This is a genomic window from Stenotrophomonas sp. ZAC14D2_NAIMI4_7 (assembly GCF_003086675.1).
GTDB lineage: Bacteria > Pseudomonadota > Gammaproteobacteria > Xanthomonadales > Xanthomonadaceae > Stenotrophomonas.
Map to the genome: position 1 here is coordinate 2,012,929 of NZ_CP025995.1, position 23,904 is coordinate 2,036,832.

Annotated in this window: 17 protein-coding genes; 14 read left to right on the forward strand and 3 right to left on the reverse strand. The window is 65.5% G+C overall.

The genetic code is table 11. From position 1 onward, the window contains the following. Window positions 1–94: 94 nt before the first annotated feature. From C1922_RS09335 to C1922_RS09370, 8 genes are all read left to right on the forward strand, one after another. Window positions 95–349, forward strand: a complete 255-nt coding sequence (locus tag C1922_RS09335) for a FeoA family protein (RefSeq protein ID WP_108749493.1) — start codon at window positions 95–97, stop codon at window positions 347–349. After that, window positions 346–2,208, forward strand: coding sequence for a ferrous iron transport protein B (gene feoB / locus C1922_RS09340; protein ID WP_108749494.1), 1,863 nt, complete (start codon window positions 346–348; stop codon window positions 2,206–2,208). The genes C1922_RS09335 and feoB overlap by 4 nt, the downstream gene beginning before the upstream one ends. Then, entirely contained in the window at window positions 2,208–2,453 is a 246-nt protein-coding gene (locus tag C1922_RS09345; RefSeq protein ID WP_108749495.1) for a DUF6587 family protein, read from the forward strand. The genes feoB and C1922_RS09345 overlap by 1 nt, the downstream gene beginning before the upstream one ends. A 94-nt stretch (window positions 2,454–2,547) precedes the next feature. Continuing rightward, window positions 2,548–3,279, forward strand: a complete 732-nt coding sequence (gene dapB, locus C1922_RS09350; protein ID WP_108749496.1) for a 4-hydroxy-tetrahydrodipicolinate reductase — start codon at window positions 2,548–2,550, stop codon at window positions 3,277–3,279. Between the two features lie 329 nt (window positions 3,280–3,608). Next, on the forward strand, window positions 3,609–4,736 hold the full coding sequence (gene carA, locus C1922_RS09355; protein ID WP_108749497.1) for a glutamine-hydrolyzing carbamoyl-phosphate synthase small subunit: 1,128 nt from the start codon (window positions 3,609–3,611) through the stop codon (window positions 4,734–4,736). A 150-nt stretch (window positions 4,737–4,886) separates the two neighbouring features. Then, complete coding sequence (carB, locus tag C1922_RS09360) at window positions 4,887–8,129, forward strand: carbamoyl-phosphate synthase large subunit (RefSeq protein ID WP_108749498.1); 3,243 nt, start codon at window positions 4,887–4,889, stop codon at window positions 8,127–8,129. An 8-nt stretch (window positions 8,130–8,137) separates the two neighbouring features. Next, window positions 8,138–8,602, forward strand: coding sequence for a transcription elongation factor GreA (greA, locus tag C1922_RS09365; RefSeq protein ID WP_188489793.1), 465 nt, complete (start codon window positions 8,138–8,140; stop codon window positions 8,600–8,602). A gap of 4 nt (window positions 8,603–8,606) precedes the next feature. Next, window positions 8,607–9,524 (forward strand): phosphoglycerate mutase, encoded by a 918-nt coding sequence (locus C1922_RS09370; protein WP_108749499.1) that lies wholly within the window; start codon window positions 8,607–8,609, stop codon window positions 9,522–9,524. Window positions 9,525–9,894: 370 nt separating this feature from the next. On the opposite strand, the gene C1922_RS09375 is transcribed toward C1922_RS09370, so the two are convergent. Further along, complete coding sequence (locus C1922_RS09375; RefSeq protein ID WP_108749500.1) at window positions 9,895–10,932, reverse strand: DUF1176 domain-containing protein; 1,038 nt, start codon at window positions 10,930–10,932, stop codon at window positions 9,895–9,897. A gap of 168 nt (window positions 10,933–11,100) precedes the next feature. Here C1922_RS09375 and recJ point away from each other — a divergent pair, with 168 nt between their 5' ends. Then, the gene (gene recJ / locus C1922_RS09380) at window positions 11,101–12,858 is read left to right on the forward strand and encodes a single-stranded-DNA-specific exonuclease RecJ (protein WP_108751548.1); all 1,758 of its coding nucleotides are present in this window, start codon (window positions 11,101–11,103) and stop codon (window positions 12,856–12,858) included. 801 nt (window positions 12,859–13,659) lie between these two features. Here recJ and C1922_RS20380 read toward each other — a convergent pair. Beyond that, window positions 13,660–14,034, reverse strand: coding sequence for a hypothetical protein (locus tag C1922_RS20380; protein WP_159091910.1), 375 nt, complete (start codon window positions 14,032–14,034; stop codon window positions 13,660–13,662). Continuing rightward, window positions 14,031–15,245, reverse strand: a complete 1,215-nt coding sequence (locus C1922_RS09385; protein ID WP_108749501.1) for a hypothetical protein — start codon at window positions 15,243–15,245, stop codon at window positions 14,031–14,033. The genes C1922_RS20380 and C1922_RS09385 overlap by 4 nt, the downstream gene beginning before the upstream one ends. Before the next feature lie 1,249 nt (window positions 15,246–16,494). Between C1922_RS09385 and prfB the strand changes: the two genes are divergently transcribed. From prfB to lysS, 5 genes are all read left to right on the forward strand, one after another. Beyond that, window positions 16,495–17,620, forward strand: a protein-coding gene (gene prfB / locus C1922_RS09390; protein ID WP_108749502.1) for a peptide chain release factor 2 whose coding sequence is annotated in 2 segments (ribosomal slippage) — window positions 16,495–16,569 and window positions 16,571–17,620 — 1,125 coding nt in all. Because the reading frame shifts where the segments join, the coding sequence is not laid out codon by codon here. Between the two features lie 153 nt (window positions 17,621–17,773). Beyond that, the gene (locus tag C1922_RS09395) at window positions 17,774–18,556 is read left to right on the forward strand and encodes a helix-turn-helix transcriptional regulator (RefSeq protein WP_108749503.1); all 783 of its coding nucleotides are present in this window, start codon (window positions 17,774–17,776) and stop codon (window positions 18,554–18,556) included. Between the two features lie 482 nt (window positions 18,557–19,038). Continuing rightward, window positions 19,039–20,424 (forward strand): NAD-dependent succinate-semialdehyde dehydrogenase, encoded by a 1,386-nt coding sequence (locus C1922_RS09400; RefSeq protein ID WP_108749504.1) that lies wholly within the window; start codon window positions 19,039–19,041, stop codon window positions 20,422–20,424. A gap of 62 nt (window positions 20,425–20,486) precedes the next feature. Further along, window positions 20,487–22,127 carry an acetolactate synthase large subunit gene (locus C1922_RS09405; RefSeq protein WP_108749505.1) on the forward strand — a complete coding sequence of 547 codons (1,641 nt, stop codon included), beginning with the start codon at window positions 20,487–20,489 and terminating at the stop codon, window positions 22,125–22,127. A 227-nt stretch (window positions 22,128–22,354) separates the two neighbouring features. After that, window positions 22,355–23,866: a lysine--tRNA ligase gene (lysS, locus tag C1922_RS09410; protein ID WP_108749506.1), complete on the forward strand. Its 1,512-nt coding sequence runs from the start codon at window positions 22,355–22,357 to the stop codon at window positions 23,864–23,866. The last annotated feature ends 38 nt before the right edge of the window (window positions 23,867–23,904 follow it).

Genomic DNA, 23,904 nt, shown 5'->3' on the forward strand with positions numbered 1-23,904 from the left:
GTATGGATCATAGCGGGCCATTGGTCATGGGCCATGACGCGACGCGGGAATGTTAGAATCGAGAACCATTTACATCCAGCAGAGAACGCGCTAGATGACGCTGTCCGAACTGCCCCTGCACACCCCGGCCGTGGTCGATTCCGTGCAGGACCTGCACGCCAACGATGCCATTGCCCGCCGCCTGCGCGAGCTGGGCTTCGTCAAGGGCGAGGAGGTGCGTCTGGTGGCCAAGGGCCCGGTGGGGGGCGAGCCGCTGCTGGTGCAGGTCGGCTTCACCCGTTTCGCCCTGCGTATCTCTGAAGCCAAGCGCGTCGTGATCGATGCCGCCCGCCAGGAAAGCCGTGCATGACCAGCAACGCCTCCGCCACCCCGCTGCGCATCGCGCTGGTCGGTAATCCCAACAGCGGCAAGACCGCGCTGTTCAACCAGCTGACCGGCAGCCGGCAGAAGGTGGCCAACTACACCGGCGTCACCGTCGAGCGCAAGGAAGGCCGCCTGCGCGCACCGTCGGGGCGCGAATTCGCCGTGCTCGACCTGCCCGGCGCCTACAGCCTGCACCCGGCCAGCCTGGACGAAGCGATCACCCGCGATCTGTGCCGGGGTTTCTACCCGGGCGAGGCGCCGCCGGACGTGCTGCTGTGCGTGATCGACGCCACCAACCTGCGCCTGCACCTGCGCTTCGCGCTGGAACTGCGCGAGCTGGGCAAGCCGATGGTGATCGCGCTGAACATGGTCGATGCGGCGCAGCGCCGTGGCATCCAGATCGATGTGGCCGCACTGGAGCGCGAGATCGGCGTGCCGGTGGTGGAAACCGTGGCGGTGCGCAAGCAGGGCGCGCGCGCCCTGGTCGAGCGGCTGGATGCCATGGTGCCGCACCTGGATGCGCCGCTGGCCGGCGTTGAGGGCGGCATCGATTACCACGGCAAGGTGCGCGACATCCTGTCGGCGGCCGTGCGCATGCCCGCACGCACTGCGAAGATCGATGACACCCTGGACCGTTGGCTGCTGCACCCGGTGTTCGGCCTGGCCACCTTGGTGGTGGTGATGTTCCTGATCTTCCAGGCGGTGTTTGCCTGGGCCACGCCGCTGATGGATGGCATCGAAGCCGGCTTCGCCTGGCTGGGCGAGCTGGCTGCCGGCGCGCTGCCGGCCGGGCCGCTGACCAGCCTGCTGACCGACGGCATCATTGCCGGCGTGGGCGGGGTGGTGGTGTTCCTGCCGCAGATCCTGATCCTGTTCGCCTTCATCCTGGCCCTGGAAGAGTCGGGCTACCTGCCGCGCGCGGCGTTCCTGCTGGACCGCATGATGGCCGCCGCCGGCCTGTCGGGGCGCTCGTTCATCCCGCTGCTGTCCAGCTTCGCCTGCGCCGTGCCGGGCATCATGGCCACCCGCAGCATCCAGGACCCGCGTGACCGCCTGGCCACCATCCTGGTGGCGCCGTTGATGACCTGCTCGGCGCGCCTGCCGGTGTACGCGCTGCTGATCGGCGCCTTCATCCCCGAGGGCAAGGTCGGCATCTTCAACCAGCAGGGCCTGGTGCTGTTTGGCCTGTACGTGGCCGGCATCCTCAGTGCGCTGGTGATGTCGTGGGTGATGAAGAAGTGGCGCCGCGACAAGAGCGAGCACCCGCTGCTGCTGGAACTGCCGTCCTACCGCATTCCGCACCCGCGCGACCTGGCCGTGGGCCTGTACGAGCGCGGCATGATCTTCCTCAAGCGCGTGGGCGGCATCATCCTGGCGCTGACCGTGCTGCTGTGGTTCCTGCTGTCGTTCCCCGGCGCGCCGGAAGGGGCGACCATGCCGGCCATCGACTACAGCTTCGCCGGGCAGATCGGGCACGCGATGACCGCCATCTTCTCGCCGCTGGGCTTCAACTGGCAGATCTGCATCGCGCTGATCCCGGGCATGGCCGCGCGCGAAGTGGCGGTGTCTTCGCTGGCCACCGTGTATGCGCTGTCGGCCGCCGATGACGATGCCGCGGCGCAGGCGCTGACCCCGCTGCTGAGCGATGGCTGGTCGCTGGCCACCGGTCTGTCGCTGCTGGTGTGGTTCATCTATGCGCCCATGTGCATTTCCACCCTGGCCACGATCAAGCGCGAAACCAATTCGTGGAAGCAGATGGGCTTTGCCACCGTGTACCTGTTCGCTGCGGCCTACGTAGCGGCGCTGATCACCTACCAGGTGACCGTGGCGCTGGGGGGCGGCTGATGACCGCCGGGCTGCTGATCCAGTACCTCATCATCGCGCTGGCCGTGCTGGTCAGTGCGTGGGTGGTGCTGAAGAAGCAGTTCCCGGGCGCCGCGCGCAAGCTGCGCGGCAGCGTGGCGCTGGCGCTGCTGAAGCAGGGACGCCCGGGCTGGATGCGGGCGCTGGGGCGGAAGATCGCGCCGCCGGCCAGCGGCGGCGGTGGTGCCTGCGGTGGCTGCGACAGCTGCGGGCCGACCAAGCGGTAAAGTCGAGCTTGCTCGACTGTTTTCTGCGGGGCGCGCATCCACGCATGGCGTGGATCTACTGGACGGGTCGGGGCGCTGCCGCTAGCCTTCCTGCATGAACCAGACCCCCCTGCGATTGCTCATCCATGGCGCTTCCGGGCGCATGGGCCAGGCCTTGTTGCGCCTGGCTGCCGAACACCCCGACACCCTGCAGATCGTTGCCGCCGTTACCGGCCGGGCGCCGGCCCAGCGGGTGGTGGACGGCGTGCCGTTCTTCGCCGCCAGTGAGCTGGCCGGTGCGCCGACCTTCGACGTGGCCATCGATTTCAGCCTGCCGGAGGGCTTCGACGCCATGCTGGCGCTGTGCGTACAGCGCGGGGCCGGGCTGGTGTCGGGCACCACCGGCATTTCCAGCGCGCAGCGGCAGGCGCTTGAGGCTGCGGCCACGCAGATTCCGCTGGTCTGGGCCTCCAACTTCAGCCTGGGCGTAGCGGTGCTGGACGAGCTGGTGGAGCGGGCAGGGCAGGCGCTGATCGGCTGGGACTGCGACATCGTCGAATCCCACCACACGCAGAAGAAGGACGCACCCTCGGGCACGGCGCTGACCCTGGGCGCGGCCGCGCAGCGGGGCGGGGCGCAGCCGCATTACGCCAGCCTGCGTGCCGGTGACATCGTCGGCGAGCACCTGGTGCAGTTCACCGGCCTGGGTGAGCGGATCGAACTGGTGCACCGTGCCACCAACCGCGACATCTTCGCCCGCGGCGCGCTGTTCGCCGCCCGCCAGCTGCAGGGCCGGGCGCCGGGCAGCTACCGCGTGCGCGATCTGCTGGACGCCTCACGGACCTGAACCGCGCGGGGTCGGATCCCTTTCCAACGGAAAGGGCTCTGACCCGCTCATCTTCGGGCGCCTGGGGTCAGAGCCTTTCCCGTACGGGAAAGGATCCGACCCCGTCTCCGGCCCACATACGCCGCCGGATTGAAATGAATACGCAATCGCCTGTTCATAAAGCGATATAAGCGCTGGCGCCAGCGCCCCGGCGGCGCTACAATTCGCACTCGCCGAATCACGAAAGCCGGACCGGTCCCAGACCGTACGTCCGCGCTTTTTTGCAACCGGATTTCCGTGAAGCGCAGGCGTGACTTCGGCCCCCCTTCGGTAGCCAAAGTGAGAATTCCGTGACCCAAGCCGCAATCCTCGTCCTCGAAGACGGCACCGTATTCGAGGGCGAATCCGTAGGCGCGCCCGGCCTGTCCGTCGGTGAAGTGGTGTTCAACACCGCCATGACCGGCTATCAGGAAGTGCTGACCGATCCGTCCTACGCCCGGCAGATGGTCACGTTGACCTATCCGCATATCGGTAACACCGGCATGACCGACCAGGACAATGAAGCGTCCAAGGTGTGGTCGGCCGGCCTGATCGTGCGCGATGTGCCGCGCCGTCCCAGCAACTGGCGCAGCCAGGTGTCGCTGCAGGACTGGCTGATCCAGCGCGGCGTGGTCGCCATCGCCGGCATCGACACCCGCAAGCTGACCCGCATCCTGCGCGAGAAGGGCGCACAGAACGGTGCGCTGATGGCCGGTGACATCGACGTGGAAAAGGCACTGGAAGCCGCCCGCAAGTTCCCGGGTCTGAAGGGCATGGACCTGGCCAAGGTGGTCACCACCGAAAAGACCTACACCTGGACCGAAGGCCAGCTGGACCTGGACGCCAACGCGTTCGTCAGCGTGCCGGCCAGGTTCAAGGTCGTGGCCTACGACTTCGGCGTGAAGACCAACATCCTGCGCATGCTGGCCGAGCGCGGCTGCGAAGTGACCGTGGTGCCGGCGCAGACCCCGGCGGCCGAGGTACTGGCGCTGAAGCCGGACGGCGTGTTCCTGTCCAACGGCCCGGGTGACCCGGAACCTTGCGACTACGCCATCGAAGCGATCAAGACCTTCATCGACGTGAAGATCCCGACCTTCGGCATCTGCCTGGGCCACCAGCTGCTGGGCCTGGCCTCGGGCGCCAAGACCATGAAGATGGGCCATGGCCACCACGGCGCCAACCACCCGGTGCAGGACCTGGACAACGGCCGGGTGATGATCACCTCGCAGAACCACGGGTTCGCCATCGATGAGGCGACCCTGCCGGCCACCCTGCGGGTGACCCACCGTTCGCTGTTCGACGGCACCAACCAGGGCGTGGCCCGCACCGACGTGCCGGCGTTCTCGTTCCAGGGCCATCCGGAAGCCTCGCCGGGCCCGACCGACGTGGGCCCGCTGTTCGACCGTTTCGTGGCCCTGATGGAACAGAGCAAGGCGTGAGCAGTGCGCCGCCGGCCCGCCGGTGGCGTCGCGATGGACCGTAAGCCCCCGCATCGCTGCTGCCCCTGGCGCGGCGCTGCGGATCAAGATTCCTGATCGACAGCGTGCGATCACTCCCCCTTGTCACGCTGTACTGACTTAGAGAAGAAAATGCCCAAGCGCACTGACCTCAAGACCATTCTCATCATCGGTGCTGGCCCGATCGTCATCGGCCAGGCCTGTGAGTTCGACTATTCCGGCGCCCAGGCCTGCAAGGCCCTGCGTGACGAGGGTTACCGCGTGGTGCTGGTCAACAGCAACCCGGCCACCATCATGACCGACCCGGAGATGGCCGACGCCGTCTATATCGAGCCGATCAACTGGCAGACGGTCGAGAAGATCATCGCCAAGGAAAAGCCCGATGCACTGCTGCCGACCATGGGTGGCCAGACCGCGCTGAACTGCGCGCTGGACCTGGCCGACAACGGCGTGCTGGAGAAGTACAACGTCGAACTGATCGGCGCCAAGCGCGAAGCGATCCGCATGGCCGAAGACCGCGAGCTGTTCCGCGTGGCCATGGGTGAGATCGGCCTGGAGTGCCCGACCGCCGCCGTCGCCCATACCCTGGACGAAGCGCTGGAGATCCAGACCCGCGTCGGTTACCCGACCATCATCCGCCCCAGCTTCACCCTGGGCGGCAGCGGTGGCGGCATTGCCTACAACCGCGAAGAGCTGGTCGAGATCGTCAGCCGCGGCCTGGAACTGTCGCCGACCACCGAAGTGCTGGTGGAAGAGTCGGTGCTGGGCTGGAAAGAATTCGAAATGGAAGTGGTCCGCGATACCGCGGACAACTGCATCATCGTCTGCTCGATCGAAAACCTGGACCCGATGGGCGTGCACACCGGTGACTCGATCACCGTGGCCCCGGCACAGACCCTGACCGACAAGGAATACCAGCGCCTGCGCGATGCCTCCATCGCCGTGCTGCGCAAGATCGGCGTGGACACCGGTGGCTCGAACGTGCAGTTCGGCATCAACCCGAAGACCGGCCGCGTGGTCGTGATCGAGATGAACCCGCGCGTGTCGCGCTCCTCGGCGCTGGCCTCCAAGGCCACCGGCTTCCCGATCGCCAAGGTCGCCGCCAAGCTGGCCGTGGGTTACACCCTGGACGAACTGAAGAACGAAATCACCGGCGGCCTGACCCCGGCCTCGTTCGAGCCGTCCATCGACTACGTGGTCACCAAGATTCCGCGCTTTGCCTTCGAGAAGTTCCCGGCGGCCGATGCGCGCCTGACCACCCAGATGAAGTCGGTCGGTGAAGTGATGGCCATGGGCCGCACCTTCCAGGAATCGGTGCAGAAGGCCCTGCGTGGCCTGGAAACCGGCAAGGTCGGCTTCGACCCGACCGGCCTGGACCTGACCAGCGAAGACGACCTGCAGACCCTGCGCCGTGAGCTGAAGGCGCCGGGCCCGGAGCGTCTGTTCTACGTGGCCGATGCGTTCCGCGCCGGCATGAGCGTGGAAGACATCTACGCGCTGTCCTTCATCGACCATTGGTTCCTGGACCAGATCGAAGAGATCATTGCCGCCGAAGGCGAAGTGGCTGCCGGTGGCATCGACGCGCTGGACGCCGCGCGCCTGCGCAAGCTGAAGCGCGCTGGTTTCTCCGACGCCCGCCTGGCCCAGCTGACCGGTACCAACGATGCGGCCATCCGCGCGCTGCGTCGCGCGCACAAGGTGCGCCCGGTCTACAAGCGCGTGGACTCCTGTGCCGGTGAATTTTCCACGGGCACCGCCTACCTGTACTCCACCTACGAGGACGAGTGCGAGGCCGCGCCGACCAACCGCGACAAGATCATGATCCTGGGCGGTGGCCCGAACCGCATCGGCCAGGGCATCGAGTTCGACTACTGCTGCGTGCACGCGGCACTGGCGCTGCGCGAGGATGGCTATGAAACCATCATGGTCAACTGCAACCCGGAAACCGTGTCGACCGACTACGACACCTCCGACCGCCTGTATTTCGAGCCGCTGACCCTGGAAGACGTGCTGGAAATCGTCGAGCTGGAACAGCCCAAGGGCGTGATCGTGCAGTACGGCGGCCAGACCCCGCTGAAGCTGGCGCGCGCGCTGGAAGCCAACGGCGTGCCGGTGATCGGCACCAGCCCGGACTCGATCGACCTGGCCGAAGACCGTGAGCGCTTCCAGCAGCTGGTGGACAAGCTGGGCCTGAAGCAGCCGCCGAACCGCATCGCCCGCAACGACCAGGAAGCCCTGCTGCTGGCCCGCGAGATCGGCTACCCGCTGGTCGTTCGCCCGAGCTACGTGCTGGGCGGCCGCGCGATGGAAATCGTCTACGGCGAATCCGACCTGGCCCGCTACGTGCGCGACGCGGTGAAGGTGTCCAACGATTCGCCGGTGCTGCTGGACCGCTTCCTGGACAACGCCGTGGAATGCGACGTGGACATCATTGCCGACAAGGATGGCAACGTCCTGATTGGCGGCGTGATGGAGCACATCGAAGAAGCCGGCGTGCACTCCGGTGACTCGTCCTGCTCGCTGCCGCCGTACTCGCTGTCGGCCAAGACCCAGGCCGAACTGCGCCGCCAGGTGGTGGAACTGGCCAAGGCCCTGAACGTGGTCGGCCTGATGAACACCCAGTTCGCGATCCAGACCAACGACGATGGCGATGACACCATCTACCTGCTGGAAGTGAACCCGCGTGCCTCCCGTACCGTGCCGTTCGTGTCCAAGGCCACCGGCATGGCACTGGCCAAGATCGCCGCGCGCTGCATGGCCGGCAAGACCCTGGAAGAGCAGGGCGCCACCAAGGAAATCGTGCCGGACTACTACTCGGTGAAGGAAGCGATCTTCCCGTTCGCCAAGTTCCAGGGCGTCGACCCGATCCTCGGGCCGGAAATGCGTTCCACCGGTGAAGTGATGGGCGTGGGCCGCACCTTCAACGCCGCCTTTGCGCGTGCGCAGGAAGCGGGCAGCATCAAGGCCCCGCCGATCGGCAAGGCCTTCGTTTCGGTGCGCGACCCGGACAAGAAGCGCGTGCTGCCGGTGGCCAAGGCCCTGCTGGCCCGTGGCTACAGCCTGGTGGCCACCCGTGGCACCGCCGCGTGGCTGCAGCAGCACGGCATGGACTGCGAAATCATCAACAAGGTGGTGGAAGGTCGTCCGCACATCGTCGATTCGATCAAGAACGGCGAGATCGTCTACATCGTCAACACGACCGAAGGCCGTGCGGCGATCAACGACTCGTTCTCGATCCGTCGCGAGGCGCTGCAGCACCGCGTCACCTACTCGACCACCATCGCCGGCGCCAAGGCGCTGGTGGATTCACTGGAATTCCGTGGCACCGGCCCCGTCTGGTCGCTGCAGGAACTGCACAAGGAGTTGAATGCATGAGAGCCCCCATCACCATGAAGGGCGCGCAGAAGCTGCGCGACGAACTGGACCACCTGAAGTCGGTCAAGCGGCCGAAGGTCATCGCCGCCATCGCCGAGGCGCGTGAGCACGGTGACCTGAAGGAAAACGCCGAGTACCACGCTGCGCGCGAGGAGCAGGGTTTCATCGAAGGCCGCATCAAGCAGCTGGAAGGTGAGCTGTCGCACGCCGAGATCATCGACGTGAGCAAGCTCAACGCCGGCTCGAAGGTGGTGTTCGGTGCCAGCGTGACCCTGGCCGACGTGGAAACCGACGAAGAGAAGAAGTACCAGATCGTTGGCGACCTGGAAGCGGACATCAAGCTGGGCCTGATCGCCATTTCCTCGCCGGTGGCCCGCGCGATGATCGGCAAGCTGGAAGGCGATTCGATCGTGATCGACGCCCCGGCCGGCCAGCGCGAGTACGAAATCGTCAGCGTCAGCTATCTGGACTGACCGGGTGGCAACGGCGACCCTGTTGTTGCCGGCGCGCAGCCGCTTTGCGGCGGCTGCATTGCCTGACGAGGTGGCGCGCGCCCTGGGCCGCGCTACCACGGTGCAGCTGGATGCGGGCGAACGCGCCCAGCTGCAACGCCATTTCAGCGTGGCCGCGCCGCACTGGCCGGTGGCCGCACTGACCCGCCAGCGCGATGTGGGCGATGCTGCCGGTGCGTGCTGGCTGCGGGCCGATCCGGCCTGCATGGTGCCGGACATGCACGGTGCACGCATGATGGGGCACGGCGAAACGCTGCGGCCCACGCTGGCCGACAGCCTGGCCTTGCTGCCGGTACTGCAGCCGCTGTTTGCCGACGCCGGTTTCGTGCTGGATGCGCCGGACCCGGCGCGCTGGTATCTGCGCCTGCCCATCGACATCGAGCTGCCCGATTTCGACAGCCCCGACGATGTGCTGGGCGATGATCTGTTCTCGCACCTGCCCGAAGGCCAGGCCGGACGCCGCTGGCGGGCGCTGATGACCGAGGCGCAGGTGCTGCTGCACAACCATTCGTGGAACCAGCAGCGTGCCGCGCAGGGTCAGCAGCCGATCAATTCGCTGTGGTTCTGGGGCGGCGGCGTCATGCCGGTATCGGTGACCACCGCGCATGCGCAGGTGCGCAGCCGCGACGCCCTGCTGCAGGGCCTGGCCCAGGCCGCTGGGGTCGCCGTGGATGGCGAACAGGCCGTGGATGCCCTGGTGGACCTGCGGCAACTGCGTTCGCTGCAGCAACTGGGCAACGAAGCGATTGTTCCGCTGCTGGCGGCACTGCGTCGCGGCGAACTGCAGCAGCTGGTGCTGGATTTCGAAGACGGCCTGCAGTTCCGCCTCGATCGCGGCCAGCGCTGGCAGTTCTGGAAAAAACCCCGCCAGCTGCACGACTGAGCGGGGTCGGAGCGCGGCGGCACGTTTTTCCCGGTACGTGCCACCCTCGGTTGGCACGCTCCGCTTCGGTAGGTGCCAACCTTGGTTGGCACGCTCCGCCTCGGTAGGTGCCAACCTTGGTTGGCACGCTCCGCTTCGTTAGGTGCCAACCTTGGTTGGCACGCTCCGCTTCGGTAGGTGCCAACCTTGGTTGGCACGCTCTGCTTCGGTAGGTGCCAACCTTGGTTGGCACGCTCTGCTTCGGTAGGTGCCAACCTTGGTTGGCACGCTCTGCTTCGGTAGGTGCCAACCTTGGTTGGCACGTTGGGATCAGTCGAGCATGGCTCGACTCTACAGGGGGGCGGGCGGGCAGGGCGCAGCCCTGCCTACCTTACTTCACCGTGCTGACGATCGTCGGCAGCGTCCAATGCCCGCCGACCACGCCACGGCACTGGCCCGTGGTGAACGCGCTGGTCTTCACGAAGCGCTGGCCGTCCCAGACCCAATCGTGGCCCGAGAAGCAATCGCCGATGCCGCGGCCACGGAATCGCCCGCGCAGCGTCATGTCATCGGTTTCGAAATCCTCCGCATCGGAGGTGACGAAGTGCGCCTGGTACGGCGCCTTGTCCTGCACCACCCAGTAGCCACTGCTGAAGTTGTAGGCGCCCATGAAGCAACTGGTGCTGGCCAGCACGTGCGAGGCGTCCAGGCGCACGATGTCGATCTCGTCCTTCTCGCCTTCGCTCAGGCGCCGACATTCGTCAGCGTTCGGCAGGCTGGCCAGCAGCGCCTTGCGCAGGGCCGGTACATCGGCCAGGGCGGCATCGGTGCTGCGCGCCGCCGCCAGTTTGCCGTGCACGACCACCGGTACCGGCAACGCGGCCGGCACGCTCGCCTCGGCCTTGTCACCGCGACGCACCAGCGCGCCAGGCGTGCCCAGTCGCCCCTGCGCCTCGTCCATCTTCAGCAGCACGGCCGTGGCGCCGCTGTCAGAAATCGGCCAGGCCTTGCCCTTGCCATCGATGATCTCGATGCGCGCCTGGCGGGGCAGGGCGGCGACCAGTGCATCGGTCTGTGCCTGCTGCAGCAGCACCTTCTCGCCCTCGCCGGTGTCGCGCACCGGGCCCAGGTCCTTGCCGTTCAGGCGCAGGCGCAGCGCTCCGGTCGGCGCCGGGTCGTCGCCCTCGCCATTGCGCAGCCGCGCGACCACCTGCGTGCCGGGGCCACCCGCACGCTCCAGCATCAGGCTGAGCAGGTTGCCGGGTTCTTCCGGGCTGTAGCCGGCCGCGCGGCAGGTGCGGGTGTTGTCGCAGGCCAGCGACCAGTCGTTGTGGGTGAACTCGACGCCGGCCTTCGGCTCGGGCGTTGCGGCTTGGGCGGCGGGAGCCAGAGCGGCGGCCAACAGGGAGGGCAACAGGATGCGCAGCATGCAGTGAATTCCATTTCGGGGGTGGCAAGCATGAAAGATCTGGCGGGGAATGCCAAATGCTGGCGATGGGGTTCCGACTGGGTCAGAGCCCTCTGCGGGCAGAGGGGTCTGACCGCGTCTGCGGCCCCGCGTTATCATGGCCCTGTCTTCCGCAACCCGGCGATGCCGATGTCCCTTGCCGCCGATGCTGCGCTGCCTGTGTCCGATACCCCGCTCATCCGCCGCCGTGAGCCGGTGCAGCCAGGTGCCTGGCCGGACGACACCCTGCCGCTGCTGGCGCGCCTGTACGCCAATCGCGGCGCACTGACGCCCGAGCTGGCGCTGCCGCGGCTGGGCAACCTGCATGCGCCTGAATTGCTGACCGGGATCGATGCAGCGGTCGGCCTGCTGGTCGATGCCATCGCCAACGACAAGCGCATCCTGGTCGTCGGCGATTTCGACTGCGATGGTGCCACCGCCTGCGCCGTGGGTGTACGCGGCCTGCGCATGCTGGGTGCACGGCACGTCTTCCACGCGGTGCCCAACCGCATGGTGCATGGCTACGGCTTGTCCCCGTCGCTGGTGGACGAGCTGGCGGCCCTGCAGCCGGACCTGCTGGTCACGGTGGACCACGGCATTGCCTGCCATGCAGGTGTCAACGCCGCCAAGGCGCGCGGCTGGCAGGTGCTGGTCACCGACCACCATCTGCCCGGGCCGCAGCTGCCGCCGGCCGATGTCATCGTCGATCCGAACCTGCAGGGCGATGATTTCCCCAGCAAATCGCTGGCCGGTGTCGGCGTCATCTTCTATGTGCTGATGGCCCTGCGCCGCTGCATGCGCGAGGCCGGCGTGTTCGCCGATGGCAAGGGCCCGGACCTGACCACGCTGCTGGACCTGGTGGCCGTGGGTACCGTCGCCGACCTGGTCGCGCTGGATGCCAACAACCGTGCGCTGGTCAGCGCTGGCCTGCGCCGGTTGCGTGCCGGGCAGGGCTGCGTGGGCCTGAAGGCATTGATCGAAGCCAGCGGGCGCGACGCCGCACGCCTGACCTCCACCGATATCGGCTTCGCGTTGGGCCCGCGCCTCAATGCGGCCGGTCGCCTGGAAGACATGGCGCTGGGCATCGAACTGCTGCTCACCGAAGATCCGCGGCAGGCGCGCGACATTGCCCAGACCCTGGAACAGATCAATGCCGAGCGGCGCGCGGTGCAGCAGTCGATGACCGATGACGCCGAGCAGGCGCTTTCGCGCGTGGTGCTGCACGAGCAGGGCCAGCGCCCGGTCGCGGCATGCCTGTTCGACGCCGAGTGGCACCCCGGCGTGGTCGGTCTGGTGGCATCGAAAATGAAGGACCGCCTGCATCGGCCGGTGATTGCATTTGCACCGGCCGAACCTGGCGCCGACACCCTGCGCGGTTCGGCGCGCTCCATTCCCGGCCTGCATATCCGTGACGCGCTGGCACTGGTCGATGCACGCCACCCCGAGCTGGTGGAGCGCTTCGGTGGCCACGCCATGGCCGCTGGCCTGAGTATGCGCCTGCAGCACCTGCCCGCGTTCGAGGCGGCCTTCGTGGCCATCGTGCAGGAACTGCTGGATCCGGCCGCGCTGCAGCAGCAGGTGCTCAGCGATGGCGAGTTGTCCGCAGACGAACTCGATCACCGCCATGCCGATGCGCTGCGCCTGGCCGGCCCCTGGGGGCAGGGCTTCCCCGAGCCGCTGTTCGACGGCCACTTCGAAGTGGCCAACTGGCGCGTGCTGAAAGAGCGGCATCTGAAGCTGGAACTGCGCCTGCCCGGCCTGCCGGGCACGGTCAACGCCATCCACTTCGGCGGCTGGCACGGCAATGCACCCAGCCGCCACGTACACCTGGCCTACCGCCTGGCCTGTGATGATTACCGTGGCGGCAACGCGATCCAGCTGATCGTGGAGCACTGCCTGCCCGCCTGAGCGGCGGGGCACCGCGCTTCGCGTTCGCCGGGCATGGCCCGGTGCTGCCAGGGGCCCCGCACGCTGCGGTAGCACCGGGCCATGCCCGGCGGGCGCGATAGCGTAGTTGCAGCATGCATGGAAATTGGCCCGCCTCGAGCGGGACTTTTCCTCTCATGCTCTTGCGCGGTGGTAATTCATGAAACGGTATCGCGTATGGCTCATCGGCATCGAAAAGCTTCCACGCCATCAATCACGTGCTTGTCCAACGACTCAAAGGACGTAGGTAGTTCTTTTCCAGAAAAGAACGAATACGTGATTCCATAGTCCTTTCCGTGAATCACACGACTGCAGGCCATGGCGCCCTTTTCCTCGCAGGTTGCCATCAGCTCACTATCAGCGGGTGGGGTTGTCGCAACCGGTTCGCTGGCACGCCATAGGTAAACCGTGGTCGGGTCCAGACGGTCAGGAATGGCCAGAACTCCGCGCCCGAGATGTCGCGCTTGGCCCCATTCCTCTGTAGCTACTTGAAGTAGCGGTGAGGTTGGGTGGAGATCATCAAGTCGCCGACCAGGGAAGTATGGTTTAGCGACCACCGCCACCGAAATGAGATTCTTTGGCCCAATGCACGTGCTTCCGGCCGGGGAGTAGCAGCCATCGAGTGTGAATCCACCGGTGATAGTTTCCCCCTCTTGAAAACGGGGTGGGGTCACATCGATATCATTTGGCACACAGAAGTTAGTCTCTGCTCCGTCCAGATGATATGTGGTCGCCTTGCTCCCACATCCACAGAGAAGCAGGGCGCAGACCAGTCCAAGTACCTTAATTTCCACAGCTGGGGGCTGGGCAGTAGTCATAAATGTCTCGAGTCGTTCCACCAAAAAGGTTAGCTGCGCGCTCTGCGGCGTCCGTTTTGTAGCCCCCAAAGGCCTTCGGGTCGGCACCGTTTTTTTCAAAAACTCTCTCGTGGACATCGCCAATTACGCCTCTATCCAGCATGACAGGGTTGTCAGGCCTGGCGCCTGCAGCATCCAGGGCTTGAACGTGAGCCTTTGCCAGATCAACCCGTATCGATTCCATCTTGAAGGCTACGGCGATGCGCTGGCTGCTGGTCATTGCCTGGGGATTGGCGCCCATGTTCAAGGCGATGCTGTCTGCCAGGATCTTGTTCGTAATAGCCGAAAGTCGTGCATTCAATAGCGTGGCACCTGTGTTTCCAGCAACTTCACCTGCGCGTTGAGCGTATCTGTCGCCTCCGGATCCCGCCAGGCGTTTGTCACGCTGTAGGCATAGTCTTCGCCAGTGATTATCGGTACGTTATTGCAGGTCGCCGGGCCCGAGTCGGAAAACTCCATTTTTTCACTGGTGGCCTGAAGTCGGCCCGTGGACTGATAGGTCCACGCACTACCGTCCGGACGTGAAACGGCGGCGAGCATCCCATTTCCGCTGTAGGCGTACGACCACCGGCCGCGGGCAGAATCGATGTACGCGACTCGGTTCCCGGTGTAGCCTACGTTGATCCAACGTCCATCATTGGAATCAATGCGTGTTACGTTGTTTCCATTGAAAGTGAAGTTGACCCAGTTGCCGAACCTGTCCTCGATTCTGGTGGCGATGAAATAGACCATGGAGCGCGCCATGGGGTTCGTTTGAGGCACCAACGGAGAGCGGCTGGCGGCATAGGTGACTGAGGTGGTGGCTGTTTTGGTTACCACCCAATCCATGTAGTAGCGAAGGCCGTCTGGCGATTCGACCAGGAAGCCTTCCCCGGGATAACCATTCTTTGTGGAGGGGAGGCAGGACACCATCCAAAGATCTTTGGTGCCTAGCGTATAGGTGCGTCCCGTCTGAGGCTTGGTCAGGCCTGCCGTATCGCGCACGTCCAGCAATGTCTTGTTGGCATTGCCGGGAACATTGAGACGGTATCCGTTCCAGAAGTCGGCTGCTTTCTGCGTGGTCGTCGAGCTTTTCGGAAGCGCAGGTATAGAGCATCGGGCGTACGGATTGGTGTCAGTCGTCTGCCAGCCCAGGCTTTGGGCGAACTGACCGTAGATCATCGGGAGGTCCAGGTTCCAATCGTCAAGCCCGCCGAACTCGTCGGACATTCGGGCGTCCCCGGGATGCCAGAAGCGACGCTCGCGGATCACCGTGGAGCGGCGAAATTCGACAGGTATCTGACTGTTGCCTTCCCAAGAGACGTCCGCCACGCTGAAGGAGACGGTTCCGTTGTAGGGAGCCCAGACCTCGCCAAATGCTCCATCGATCTTGACGGCCTGCAGTTCCATCGCGCTTCTGACGCGCTCTATGCCTCGCTCTTCGGCGCCGTAAGCTTGTGCCGACGCCGCATGTGGAAGCAACGAGCCGATCATCAGCAGGACGGCACTGACTTGGTGAAACCCTTTCCCCATCTCCGAAGCCTCCATTCATGGAATTACGGAACTGATCTGACCTGAGTGTCTATCGATGAGGTCGGACGGCGGATGCCGCGATACAGTTCGAAATGGAACGGTGAATCTACTGGCGTGGTACGAGAGCTCGCACTGGCGAAGGAGCGGAATACATCCCGCGCGCCCTCGGGTTTCTTCGGTGCAGAGGCAGCCATCCTTTGGAGTCACTATCGTGATCTAGCAAGATCCAAGATTGATGAGGGCCGTAGAGGCTGGGCGCAGGAGAAATGCCTGCGCCGCCGGGCGAGCTGCTGTGTCACACAGGAAGCTCCCTCGCTGTCGGCTTGATTGCACCCCACTTCCAAAGGATCGAGCAGCTACGCAAAGCGTGCGATTCCCCATCGCGGCCCCCCCGTAATGGCGTCTATGCATAACTGCATCGAGCCAATGGAGTCAACATGGCGGCGTTTGTGTCGGCCGTGCTGCGGGCGGGGGGTGTGTCCCTTTGGCCGTGATTTCTGCTGCCTTCTGGCCTTTCCAGCGCAATGAGGAAGAGAGGATTGGGTGCGACGCCGAGCCTCTGATTTCGGGACGTTCATGCGTCCATTGCGCAAATTTTCATGCGCTGGCGCCGATGGTGAGAATTGCTTGTTCCTTTGTGTATCAGTCCAGATACATTGATCTATGGCGTTGCGTTGGCCGCTGGAACGCCGAATCGCTGTCGCGCCCCTTTGTGCAGTGGTTTCCCTGTGGCCTGTAAATGCTGTTGCGCGAGGTGGGGCAGGGCGATTACGAAGGCAGGCGTGCTGCGCCTACGCCGGCCTTGTCGCCAACGGAGCGCTGCTGATCGCATCGGCCGCCAGGGCGCCGGTGATGGTAGTAGATCATTCGCCATGTCCGGGACGTTCGTTGAGGGCTGTTCCAGATTCTTTGGCGCACATCCTAGTCATCGCTTGCGGAGCTGGGGTAGGAGCCTGCCGACTTTCTTGACGCCAGCAAGAGGCGAGTGACACGGATATTGAACGCGGGGAGTAGGAGTGTGTGAACGGAGGGAGACGTTGGGAGGGAAGTCATGGGCGGGCGTGGGTTGGGGGCACCCGGTCGTTGCGGCTTGGTTTGTTCCGCTAAGATGGGCTTTGCTGGATGTGGCTCCGATGGGGAGATAGGGCGCCGCTGTGGGGAAAATGCTTGACGCGGCCATGTAACGCTTGCTGGATCAAGCGCTTTGCGCTATCCTGAGCAGTCATCTTTTGAATGCATAACCGCCGACATGATCGAACTGAATCCTGTCCGCCAGCGCATCGCCGATCTGACCGATCGTGTGGTGTCGCTCAGGGGGTATCTTTGACTACGACGCCAAGAAAGAGCGTCTTGAAGAAGTAACGCGGGAGCTGGAAAGCCCCGACGTCTGGAACAACGCCGAGTACGCGCAGAACCTGGGCCGCGAGCGCTCCAGCCTGGAAAAGACCGTGGGCGGCATCGCCTCGGTGCTGGACGGCCTGACCGACGCGACCGAACTGCTGGAACTGGCTGAATCCGAACAGGACGAAGATACCGCCCTGGCCGTGGTCGCCGATCTGGACAAGCACCAGGCGCACGTGGAAAAGCTGGAATTCCAGCGCATGTTCTCCGGTGAGATGGACAATGCCGCTGCGTTCGTCGACATCCAGGCCGGTGCCGGCGGTACCGAAGCCCAGGACTGGGCCGAAATCCTGCTGCGCATGTACCTGCGCTGGTGTGAATCGCGCGGTTGGAAGACCGAGCTGATGGAAGTGTCCGGCGGCGACGTCGCGGGTATCAAGTCGGCCACCCTGCGCGTGGAAGGCGATTACGCCTATGGTTGGCTGAAAACCGAGACCGGCGTGCACCGCCTGGTGCGCAAGTCGCCGTTCGACTCGGACAACCGCCGCCACACCAGCTTCACCTCGGTGTTCGTGTCGCCGGAAATCGATGACAACATCGATATCACCATCAACCCGGCCGATCTGCGTACCGACGTGTACCGCTCGTCCGGTGCCGGTGGCCAGCACGTGAACAAGACCGAGTCGGCGGTGCGTATCACCCACATCCCGACCAACATCGTTGTGGCCTGCCAGACCGGCCGCAGCCAGCACCAGAACCGCGACAACGCGATGAAGATGCTGGCCGCCAAGCTGTACGAACTGGAGATCCAGAAGCGCAACGCGGAAAAGGATGCGGTGGAAGCCACCAAGTCCGACATCGGTTGGGGCAGCCAGATCCGCAACTACGTGCTCGACCAGAGCCGTATCAAGGACCTGCGCACCGGCATTGAACGTTCGGACACGCAGAAGGTGCTGGACGGCGACCTGGACGAGTTCGTCGAGGCCAGCCTGAAGGCCGGCCTGGCCGTGGGTTCCAAGCGCATCGATGCCTGATCGGCGCGCCTGCGCGGATATCATCACCCTCGTGCGCAACGCCGAGGGTGCCTGCGCCGTTTTTCTGTAGAGCCGAGCCATGCTCGGCTGCTTTTCGCAGGCTGGAAGATCCGTCGAGCATGGCTCGACGCTACAACACGTGCGGCGGGGGCGATGATGCGCAGCGAAAGTGAACGCAGGGAACTGGGCGGCTTCCTGAAAGCCTGCCGCGCCCGTGTCGACCCCGCCACGCTCGGCCTGCCGGCCGGGCGCCGGCGCACCCCGGGCCTGAAACGCGAGGAAGTGGCGCTGGCCATCGGCGTCAGCGTGAGCTGGTACACCTGGATCGAGCAGGGCCGCGAAGTGCGGGCCTCGCCGGAAGTGCTGGAGCGCCTGGCCAAGGTGCTGCGCCTGAGCGATGACGAGCGCGCCTATGCCTTTGCGCTGTCCGGTTACGGCGTGCCACTGGAATCGCCGGACGAAAGCGTGACCGACGGCCTGCGCCAGTTGGTGCAGGCGATGCAGCCGATTCCCGCCTACGTGCGCAATACCCGCTTCGACATATTGGCCTGGAACCCGGCCATTGCTGAGCTGTTCGTGGATTACAGCCAGTTTCCACCGCACGAGCGCAACACGTTGCGGCTGATGTTCCTGTACCCGCCGTACCGCACGTTGATTCTCAACTGGGAAGAGATGACCCGTGGCCTGCTGGCCGGGTTCCGCGCGGCGATGGCGCAGGCGCCGGACAAGGCGCCGTTCCTGGCACTGGTCGAGGACCTTGCTGCACACAGCGAGGAGTTCCGGCTGTGGTGGCCGGAACACGATGTACGTCGTTTCGACGAGGGTGCGAAGAAGCTGCATCACCCCGTGCGTGGGTTGCTGGACCTGCAGTACGTGGCGCTGGTGCCGGAGAGCCGGCACGACCTCTCGCTGGTGACCTACCTGCCCCGGAAGTAGGGGCGGGTGTCTGGGCAGGTACGTCCTTGCAGGCTTGGCAGCCGCATCCATGCGGCTGACACCCCAATCTACTGGCAATAGCGGCTTTTGGTAGGTGTCGACCTTGGTCGACACGATCTTTCCATCAGATATCGAATGAATTCATCCGTGTCGACCAAGGTCGACACCTACCAGCGCAGAACGCCGTTGCGACAGACCGCGGGAAATTGTCGAAGGCGGGGTGGGTCCGGTTGCGGGGGCGTATTTACGGCGTCCCCCGCAACCGGACCCACCCCGCCAATCCACGGATAGCCAGCTTTTGACCTTGACGTTGCCGTTGCTCCAGGCAGGTGCAGGGCTGCAAGCCCTGCCATAGCCCCGCCCTATACAGGTAAGTGCAGGTCACAGGATAAGCAGACGCCTTGTTGCTGCCCTCGAACAGGTCCACATTCCTGTGCAGGACACGGGCTGCCCGCCCGCTGTCGAGACAACAGGAGACCTGCATGTCCGCTGCCCCCACCACCGCCACCTCCCGCGATCCGGCCACCGGCCAGGTGATCGCCGAGCACCCCTTTGCCAGCGCCGCAGAACTGGAAACGATCCTGCAGCGCGGCCAGGCCGGCTTCGCCGCCTGGAGCGGCTACACCCTGGAACAGCGGGCGGGCATCCTGCGCGCCATGGCCACGGTGCTGCGCCGTGATCGCGAACCGCTGGCCGCGCTGGCCACCGCCGAAATGGGCAAGGTGCAGGCCGAGGCCTTGGCCGAGATCGAGAAGTGCGCCGTGCTGTGCGACTGGTACGCCGACCATGGCGCGCCGTTCCTGCGCGATGAACCGACCCAGGTGCCGGGCGACCAGGCCTATGTGTCCTACCTGCCGCTGGGCGTGGTGCTGGGCATCATGCCGTGGAATTTCCCGTACTGGCAGGTGATGCGCGCGGCGGTGCCGATCCTGATGGGCGGCAATGGCTTCCTGCTGAAGCCGGCGGAGAACATCGTCGGTACCGCGCTGCTGCTCGACGCCGCCTGGCGCGAGGCCGGACTGCCCGAGGGCACGTTCATCGCTGCCAACATCAGCCGCGAGGGGACCAGTGCCGCGATTGCCGACGACCGGATTGCCGCCGTCACCCTCACCGGCAGCGTGGCCGCCGGCCGCAGCATCGCCGCCCAGGCCGGGCAGGCGCTGAAGAAGGTGGTGCTGGAACTGGGCGGCTCGGACCCGTTCATCGTGCTGGCCGATGCCGATCTGGACGCTGCAGTGGATGCGGCCGTGGCCTCCCGCTTCCAGAACACCGGGCAGGTCTGCATCGCCGGCAAGCGCATCATCGTCGAAGAGGCGGTCTACGACCGGTTCGTGGCGCAGTTCTGCCAGAAGGTGCAGGCGCTGACCATCGGTGATGGGCGCGAGCCGGGCAACCGCATCGGCCCGATGGCCCGCCAGGACCTGCTGGACCAGCTGCATGCGCAGGTGCGGGCGTCGGTGGATGCCGGTGCCCAGCTGCGGGTGGGTGGCCATCAGCTGGATCGCCCCGGTGCCTTCTATGCCCCGACGGTGCTGGTGGACGTCGAGCCCGGCATGCAGGCCTTCGATACCGAGACCTTCGGCCCAGTGGCGTCGATCAGCCGTGCCCGCGATGCCGACCATGCGGTGGAACTGGCCAACCAGAGCGAGTTCGGCCTGAGCGGCAACCTGTGGAGCGGCGACCGCGCGCGGGCCATGCAGCTGGCACGCCGGCTGCAGACCGGTGGCGTGTTCGTCAACGGGTTCTCGGCGTCCGACCCGCGCGTGCCGATTGGCGGGGTGAAGAAGAGTGGCTTCGGCCGCGAGCTCTCGCACTTTGGCATCCGTGAATTCGTCAACGCGCAGACGGTCTGGTTCGACAAGCGTTGACATCCGGCTCTCACCCTACCTGCAACCATTCCCCCACAGTCCAGCGAAAGGACGGCATTCCGATGTCCAAGGGTTCAGATCTGCTTGTCGCCGCACTTGAGAACGAAGGCGTCGAGCGTATTTTCGGTATTCCCGGCGAAGAAAACCTCGACGTGGTCGAGTCGCTGCGCCATTCCAGCATCGAGCTGGTCATCACCCGCCACGAACAGGCGGCGGTGTTCATGGCCGCCACCTACGGCCGGCTGACCGGCAAGCCGGGCGTGTGCCTGGCCACGCTGGGGCCGGGCGCTTTGAACTTCACCACCGGCGCCGCCTACGCGCTGTTGGGCGCATGGCCGGTGATCATGATCACCGGGCAGAAGGGCATCGTGGCCAGCAAGCAGGCGCGGTTCCAGATCGTGGATATCGTCAGCACCATGAAGCCGCTGACCAAGCTGGCGCGGCAGATCGTGTCGGCGCGTACGATCCCGACCATCGTGCGCGAGGCGTTCCGGGTGGCCCAGGAAGAGCGCCCCGGCCCGGTGCTGCTGGAGCTGCCCGAGGACATCGCCGCCACCGAGGTGGAAGGGGTGTCGCTCATTCCCACGCATGCGGTGGATCGGCCCATTGCCAGCCCGGAAGCGCTGGACCGGGCGGCGCAGCTCATCCGCGCGGCGAAGCGGCCGCTGCTGATGATCGCCTCGGCGGCCTCGCGGCCGCAGTCCAGCGAGGCGCTGTCGGCCTTCGTGCTGCGCGCGGGCATTCCGTTCTTCACCACGCAGATGGGCAAGGGCGCGGTGGCCGGCGGTTCGGGCCTGTACATGGGCACGGCCGCGCTGACCGAGCGCGACTACGTGCACATGGCCATCGACCAGGCCGATGTGATCGTGACCATCGGCCACGAGGTGACCGAGAAGCCGCCGTTCGTGATGCGTCCCGGTGGCCCCACGGTCATTCATATAGGCTATTCGCAGGCGGCGGTGGAGCAGGTGTACTTCCCCCAGGTGGAAGTGATCGGCGACATCGGCCGCTCGCTGACCCAGCTGGCCGATCGCATCGAGGGCCAGGTGCCGCATGCCGATGCGCTGCTGCCGCTGCGGGCGACCATCCTGGACCACCTGGCCGACCGCGCCGAGGAGCCGGGCTTCACCCCGCAGCGGCTGGTGCATGACGTGCGCCAGGTGATGCCGCCGGACGGCATCGTGGCGCTGGACAACGGCATGTACAAGATCTGGTTTGCGCGCAATTACCGCACCCAGGTGGCCAACACGCTGCTGCTGGACAACGCGCTGGCGACCATGGGCGCGGGCCTGCCGTCGGCGATCATGGCTTCGATCCTGTACCCGCAGCGCCGGGTGCTGGCGGTGTGTGGCGATGGCGGCTTCATGATGAACAGCCAGGAGCTGGAGACCGCCCGACGGCTGGGCCTGAATCTGGTGGTGCTGATCCTCAATGATGGGGCCTACGGCATGATCCGCTGGAAGCAGGCGGTGGATGGTTTCACCGACTACGGTATGACCTTCAGCAACCCCGATTTCGTGAAGTACGCGCAGGCCTATGGCTGCAGGGGCCATGAGGTAACGGCCATCGAGCAGTTCATTCCTACCCTGGAAGCGGCCTTCAACGAGGGCGGGGTGCATCTGGTATCAGTGCCTGTGGATTACTCGGAAAACCAGCGGGTGCTGGTGGACGAGCTGCGGCAGGCGTTCCCGGGGAACGGCTGAGGCTTGCCCCGCGCGCTCTCTGGTAGGTGTCGACCTTGGTCGACACACGGGGCGCCAACCAAGGTTGGCGACTACCAGGGCGGGGCGCCAACCGCGGGGCGCCAACCAAGGTTGGCGACTACCGTGGCGGGGGCGCTGCCGGGGCCGGGGCAGGGCGGTTTTGGTATGCTGTGCAACCGGCTGTGCCGGCGCAGCATCCCCCCTCACTAGACGATTCCCGCAGATCCATGAGCGAAGCTACCGATACCCCCCCCGTCGACGAAAACAAGTTGATTGCCGAGCGCCGTGAGAAACTCAAAGCGCTGCGTGGGCAGGGCATCGCGTACCCGAACGATTTCCGTCGCCAGGAGTTCGCCGGCCGCCTGCAGGATGAGTTCGCCGATGCCGAACAGTGGACCGCCGAGGCGCTGGAAGCCACCGGTCGCACCGTGAAGATGGCTGGCCGCCTGATGGCCAAGCGCATCATGGGCAAGGCCAGCTTCGCCCAGATCCAGGACGAATCCGGCCGCATCCAGCTGTTCCTGCAGGGCGCGGTGCTGGGCGATGCCTACACCGCCTTCAAGGGCTGGGACGTGGGCGACATCATCGCCGTGGAAGGCGGCCTGACCCGCACCAAGACCGGCGAACTGTCGGTCAAGGCCGAATCGATCCGCCTGTTGACCAAGTCGCTGCGCCCGCTGCCGGACAAGTGGCACGGCCTTTCCGACGTCGAACAGCGCTACCGCCAGCGCTACGTCGACCTGATCGTGACCCCGGAATCGCGCGCGGTGTTCATCAAGCGCTCGAAGATCATCCGCGCCATGCGTGCGTGGCTGGACAACCGCGACTTCCTGGAAGTCGAAACGCCGATGATGCATTACATCCCCGGCGGCGCGGCGGCCAAGCCGTTCACCACCCACCACAACGCGCTGGACCTAGACCTGTACCTGCGCGTGGCGCCGGAGCTGTACCTCAAGCGCCTGACCGTGGGCGGCCTGGAGCGGGTGTACGAGATCAACCGCAACTTCCGCAACGAAGGCGTCAGCACCCGCCACAACCCGGAATTCACCATGATGGAGCTGTACGAGGCCTATGCCACGTACAACGAGATCATGGACCTGACCGAGGGCGTGATCCGCGATGTGGCGCAGACCGTCAACGGCGGCACCACGGTGGAATGGGACGGCGCCAACATCGACCTGGGCCCGGCGTTCCGCCGCTGGCGCATGGACGAGGCGGTGCGCCACCACAACCCGGAAATTTCCGCGGCCGACTGCACCGACCGCGACGCGCTGCTGCGCCATTGCGAGCGCTTGAAGATCCGCGTCAAGCCGTCTTACGGCTGGGGCAAGCTGCTGCTGGAAATCTTCGAGGCCACCGTCGAGCACACCCTGATCCAGCCGACCTTCATCACCGACCACCCGGTGGAGGTTTCGCCGCTGGCCCGCGCCAACGACAACGACCCGGGCTACACCGACCGCTTCGAGCTGTTCATCAACGGCAAGGAGCTGGCCAACGGCTTCTCCGAGTTGAACGACCCGGAAGACCAGGCGCAGCGCTTCCAGGCCCAGGTGGCCGCCAAGGAAGGTGGCGACGACGAGGCCATGCACTACGACGCCGACTACATCCGTGCGCTGGAGTACGGTATGGCCCCGACCGGTGGCCTGGGTATCGGCGTGGACCGTCTGGTGATGCTGCTGACCGGCAGCAGTTCGATCCGTGACGTTCTGCTGTTCCCTTACATGCGTCCGGAGCACTAAGCTCGGGTTCGCACTCTGCATGTGCGCGCCGTCCCGGA

What these genes read in the sequence shown, in the direction of transcription:
- C1922_RS09335 (WP_108749493.1), top strand. Translation starts at nt 95, where the DNA reads ATGACGCTGTCCGAACTGCCCCTGCACACCCCGGCCGTGGTCGATTCC.
- feoB (WP_108749494.1), top strand. Translation starts at nt 346, where the DNA reads ATGACCAGCAACGCCTCCGCCACCCCGCTGCGCATCGCGCTGGTCGGT.
- C1922_RS09345 (WP_108749495.1), top strand. Translation starts at nt 2,208, where the DNA reads ATGACCGCCGGGCTGCTGATCCAGTACCTCATCATCGCGCTGGCCGTG.
- dapB (WP_108749496.1), top strand. Translation starts at nt 2,548, where the DNA reads ATGAACCAGACCCCCCTGCGATTGCTCATCCATGGCGCTTCCGGGCGC.
- carB (WP_108749498.1), top strand. Translation starts at nt 4,887, where the DNA reads ATGCCCAAGCGCACTGACCTCAAGACCATTCTCATCATCGGTGCTGGC.
- C1922_RS09375 (WP_108749500.1), bottom strand. Translation starts at nt 10,932, where the DNA reads ATGCTGCGCATCCTGTTGCCCTCCCTGTTGGCCGCCGCTCTGGCTCCC.
- recJ (WP_108751548.1), top strand. Translation starts at nt 11,101, where the DNA reads ATGTCCCTTGCCGCCGATGCTGCGCTGCCTGTGTCCGATACCCCGCTC.
- C1922_RS09385 (WP_108749501.1), bottom strand. Translation starts at nt 15,245, where the DNA reads ATGGGGAAAGGGTTTCACCAAGTCAGTGCCGTCCTGCTGATGATCGGC.
- C1922_RS09395 (WP_108749503.1), top strand. Translation starts at nt 17,774, where the DNA reads ATGATGCGCAGCGAAAGTGAACGCAGGGAACTGGGCGGCTTCCTGAAA.
- C1922_RS09400 (WP_108749504.1), top strand. Translation starts at nt 19,039, where the DNA reads ATGTCCGCTGCCCCCACCACCGCCACCTCCCGCGATCCGGCCACCGGC.
- C1922_RS09405 (WP_108749505.1), top strand. Translation starts at nt 20,487, where the DNA reads ATGTCCAAGGGTTCAGATCTGCTTGTCGCCGCACTTGAGAACGAAGGC.
- lysS (WP_108749506.1), top strand. Translation starts at nt 22,355, where the DNA reads ATGAGCGAAGCTACCGATACCCCCCCCGTCGACGAAAACAAGTTGATT.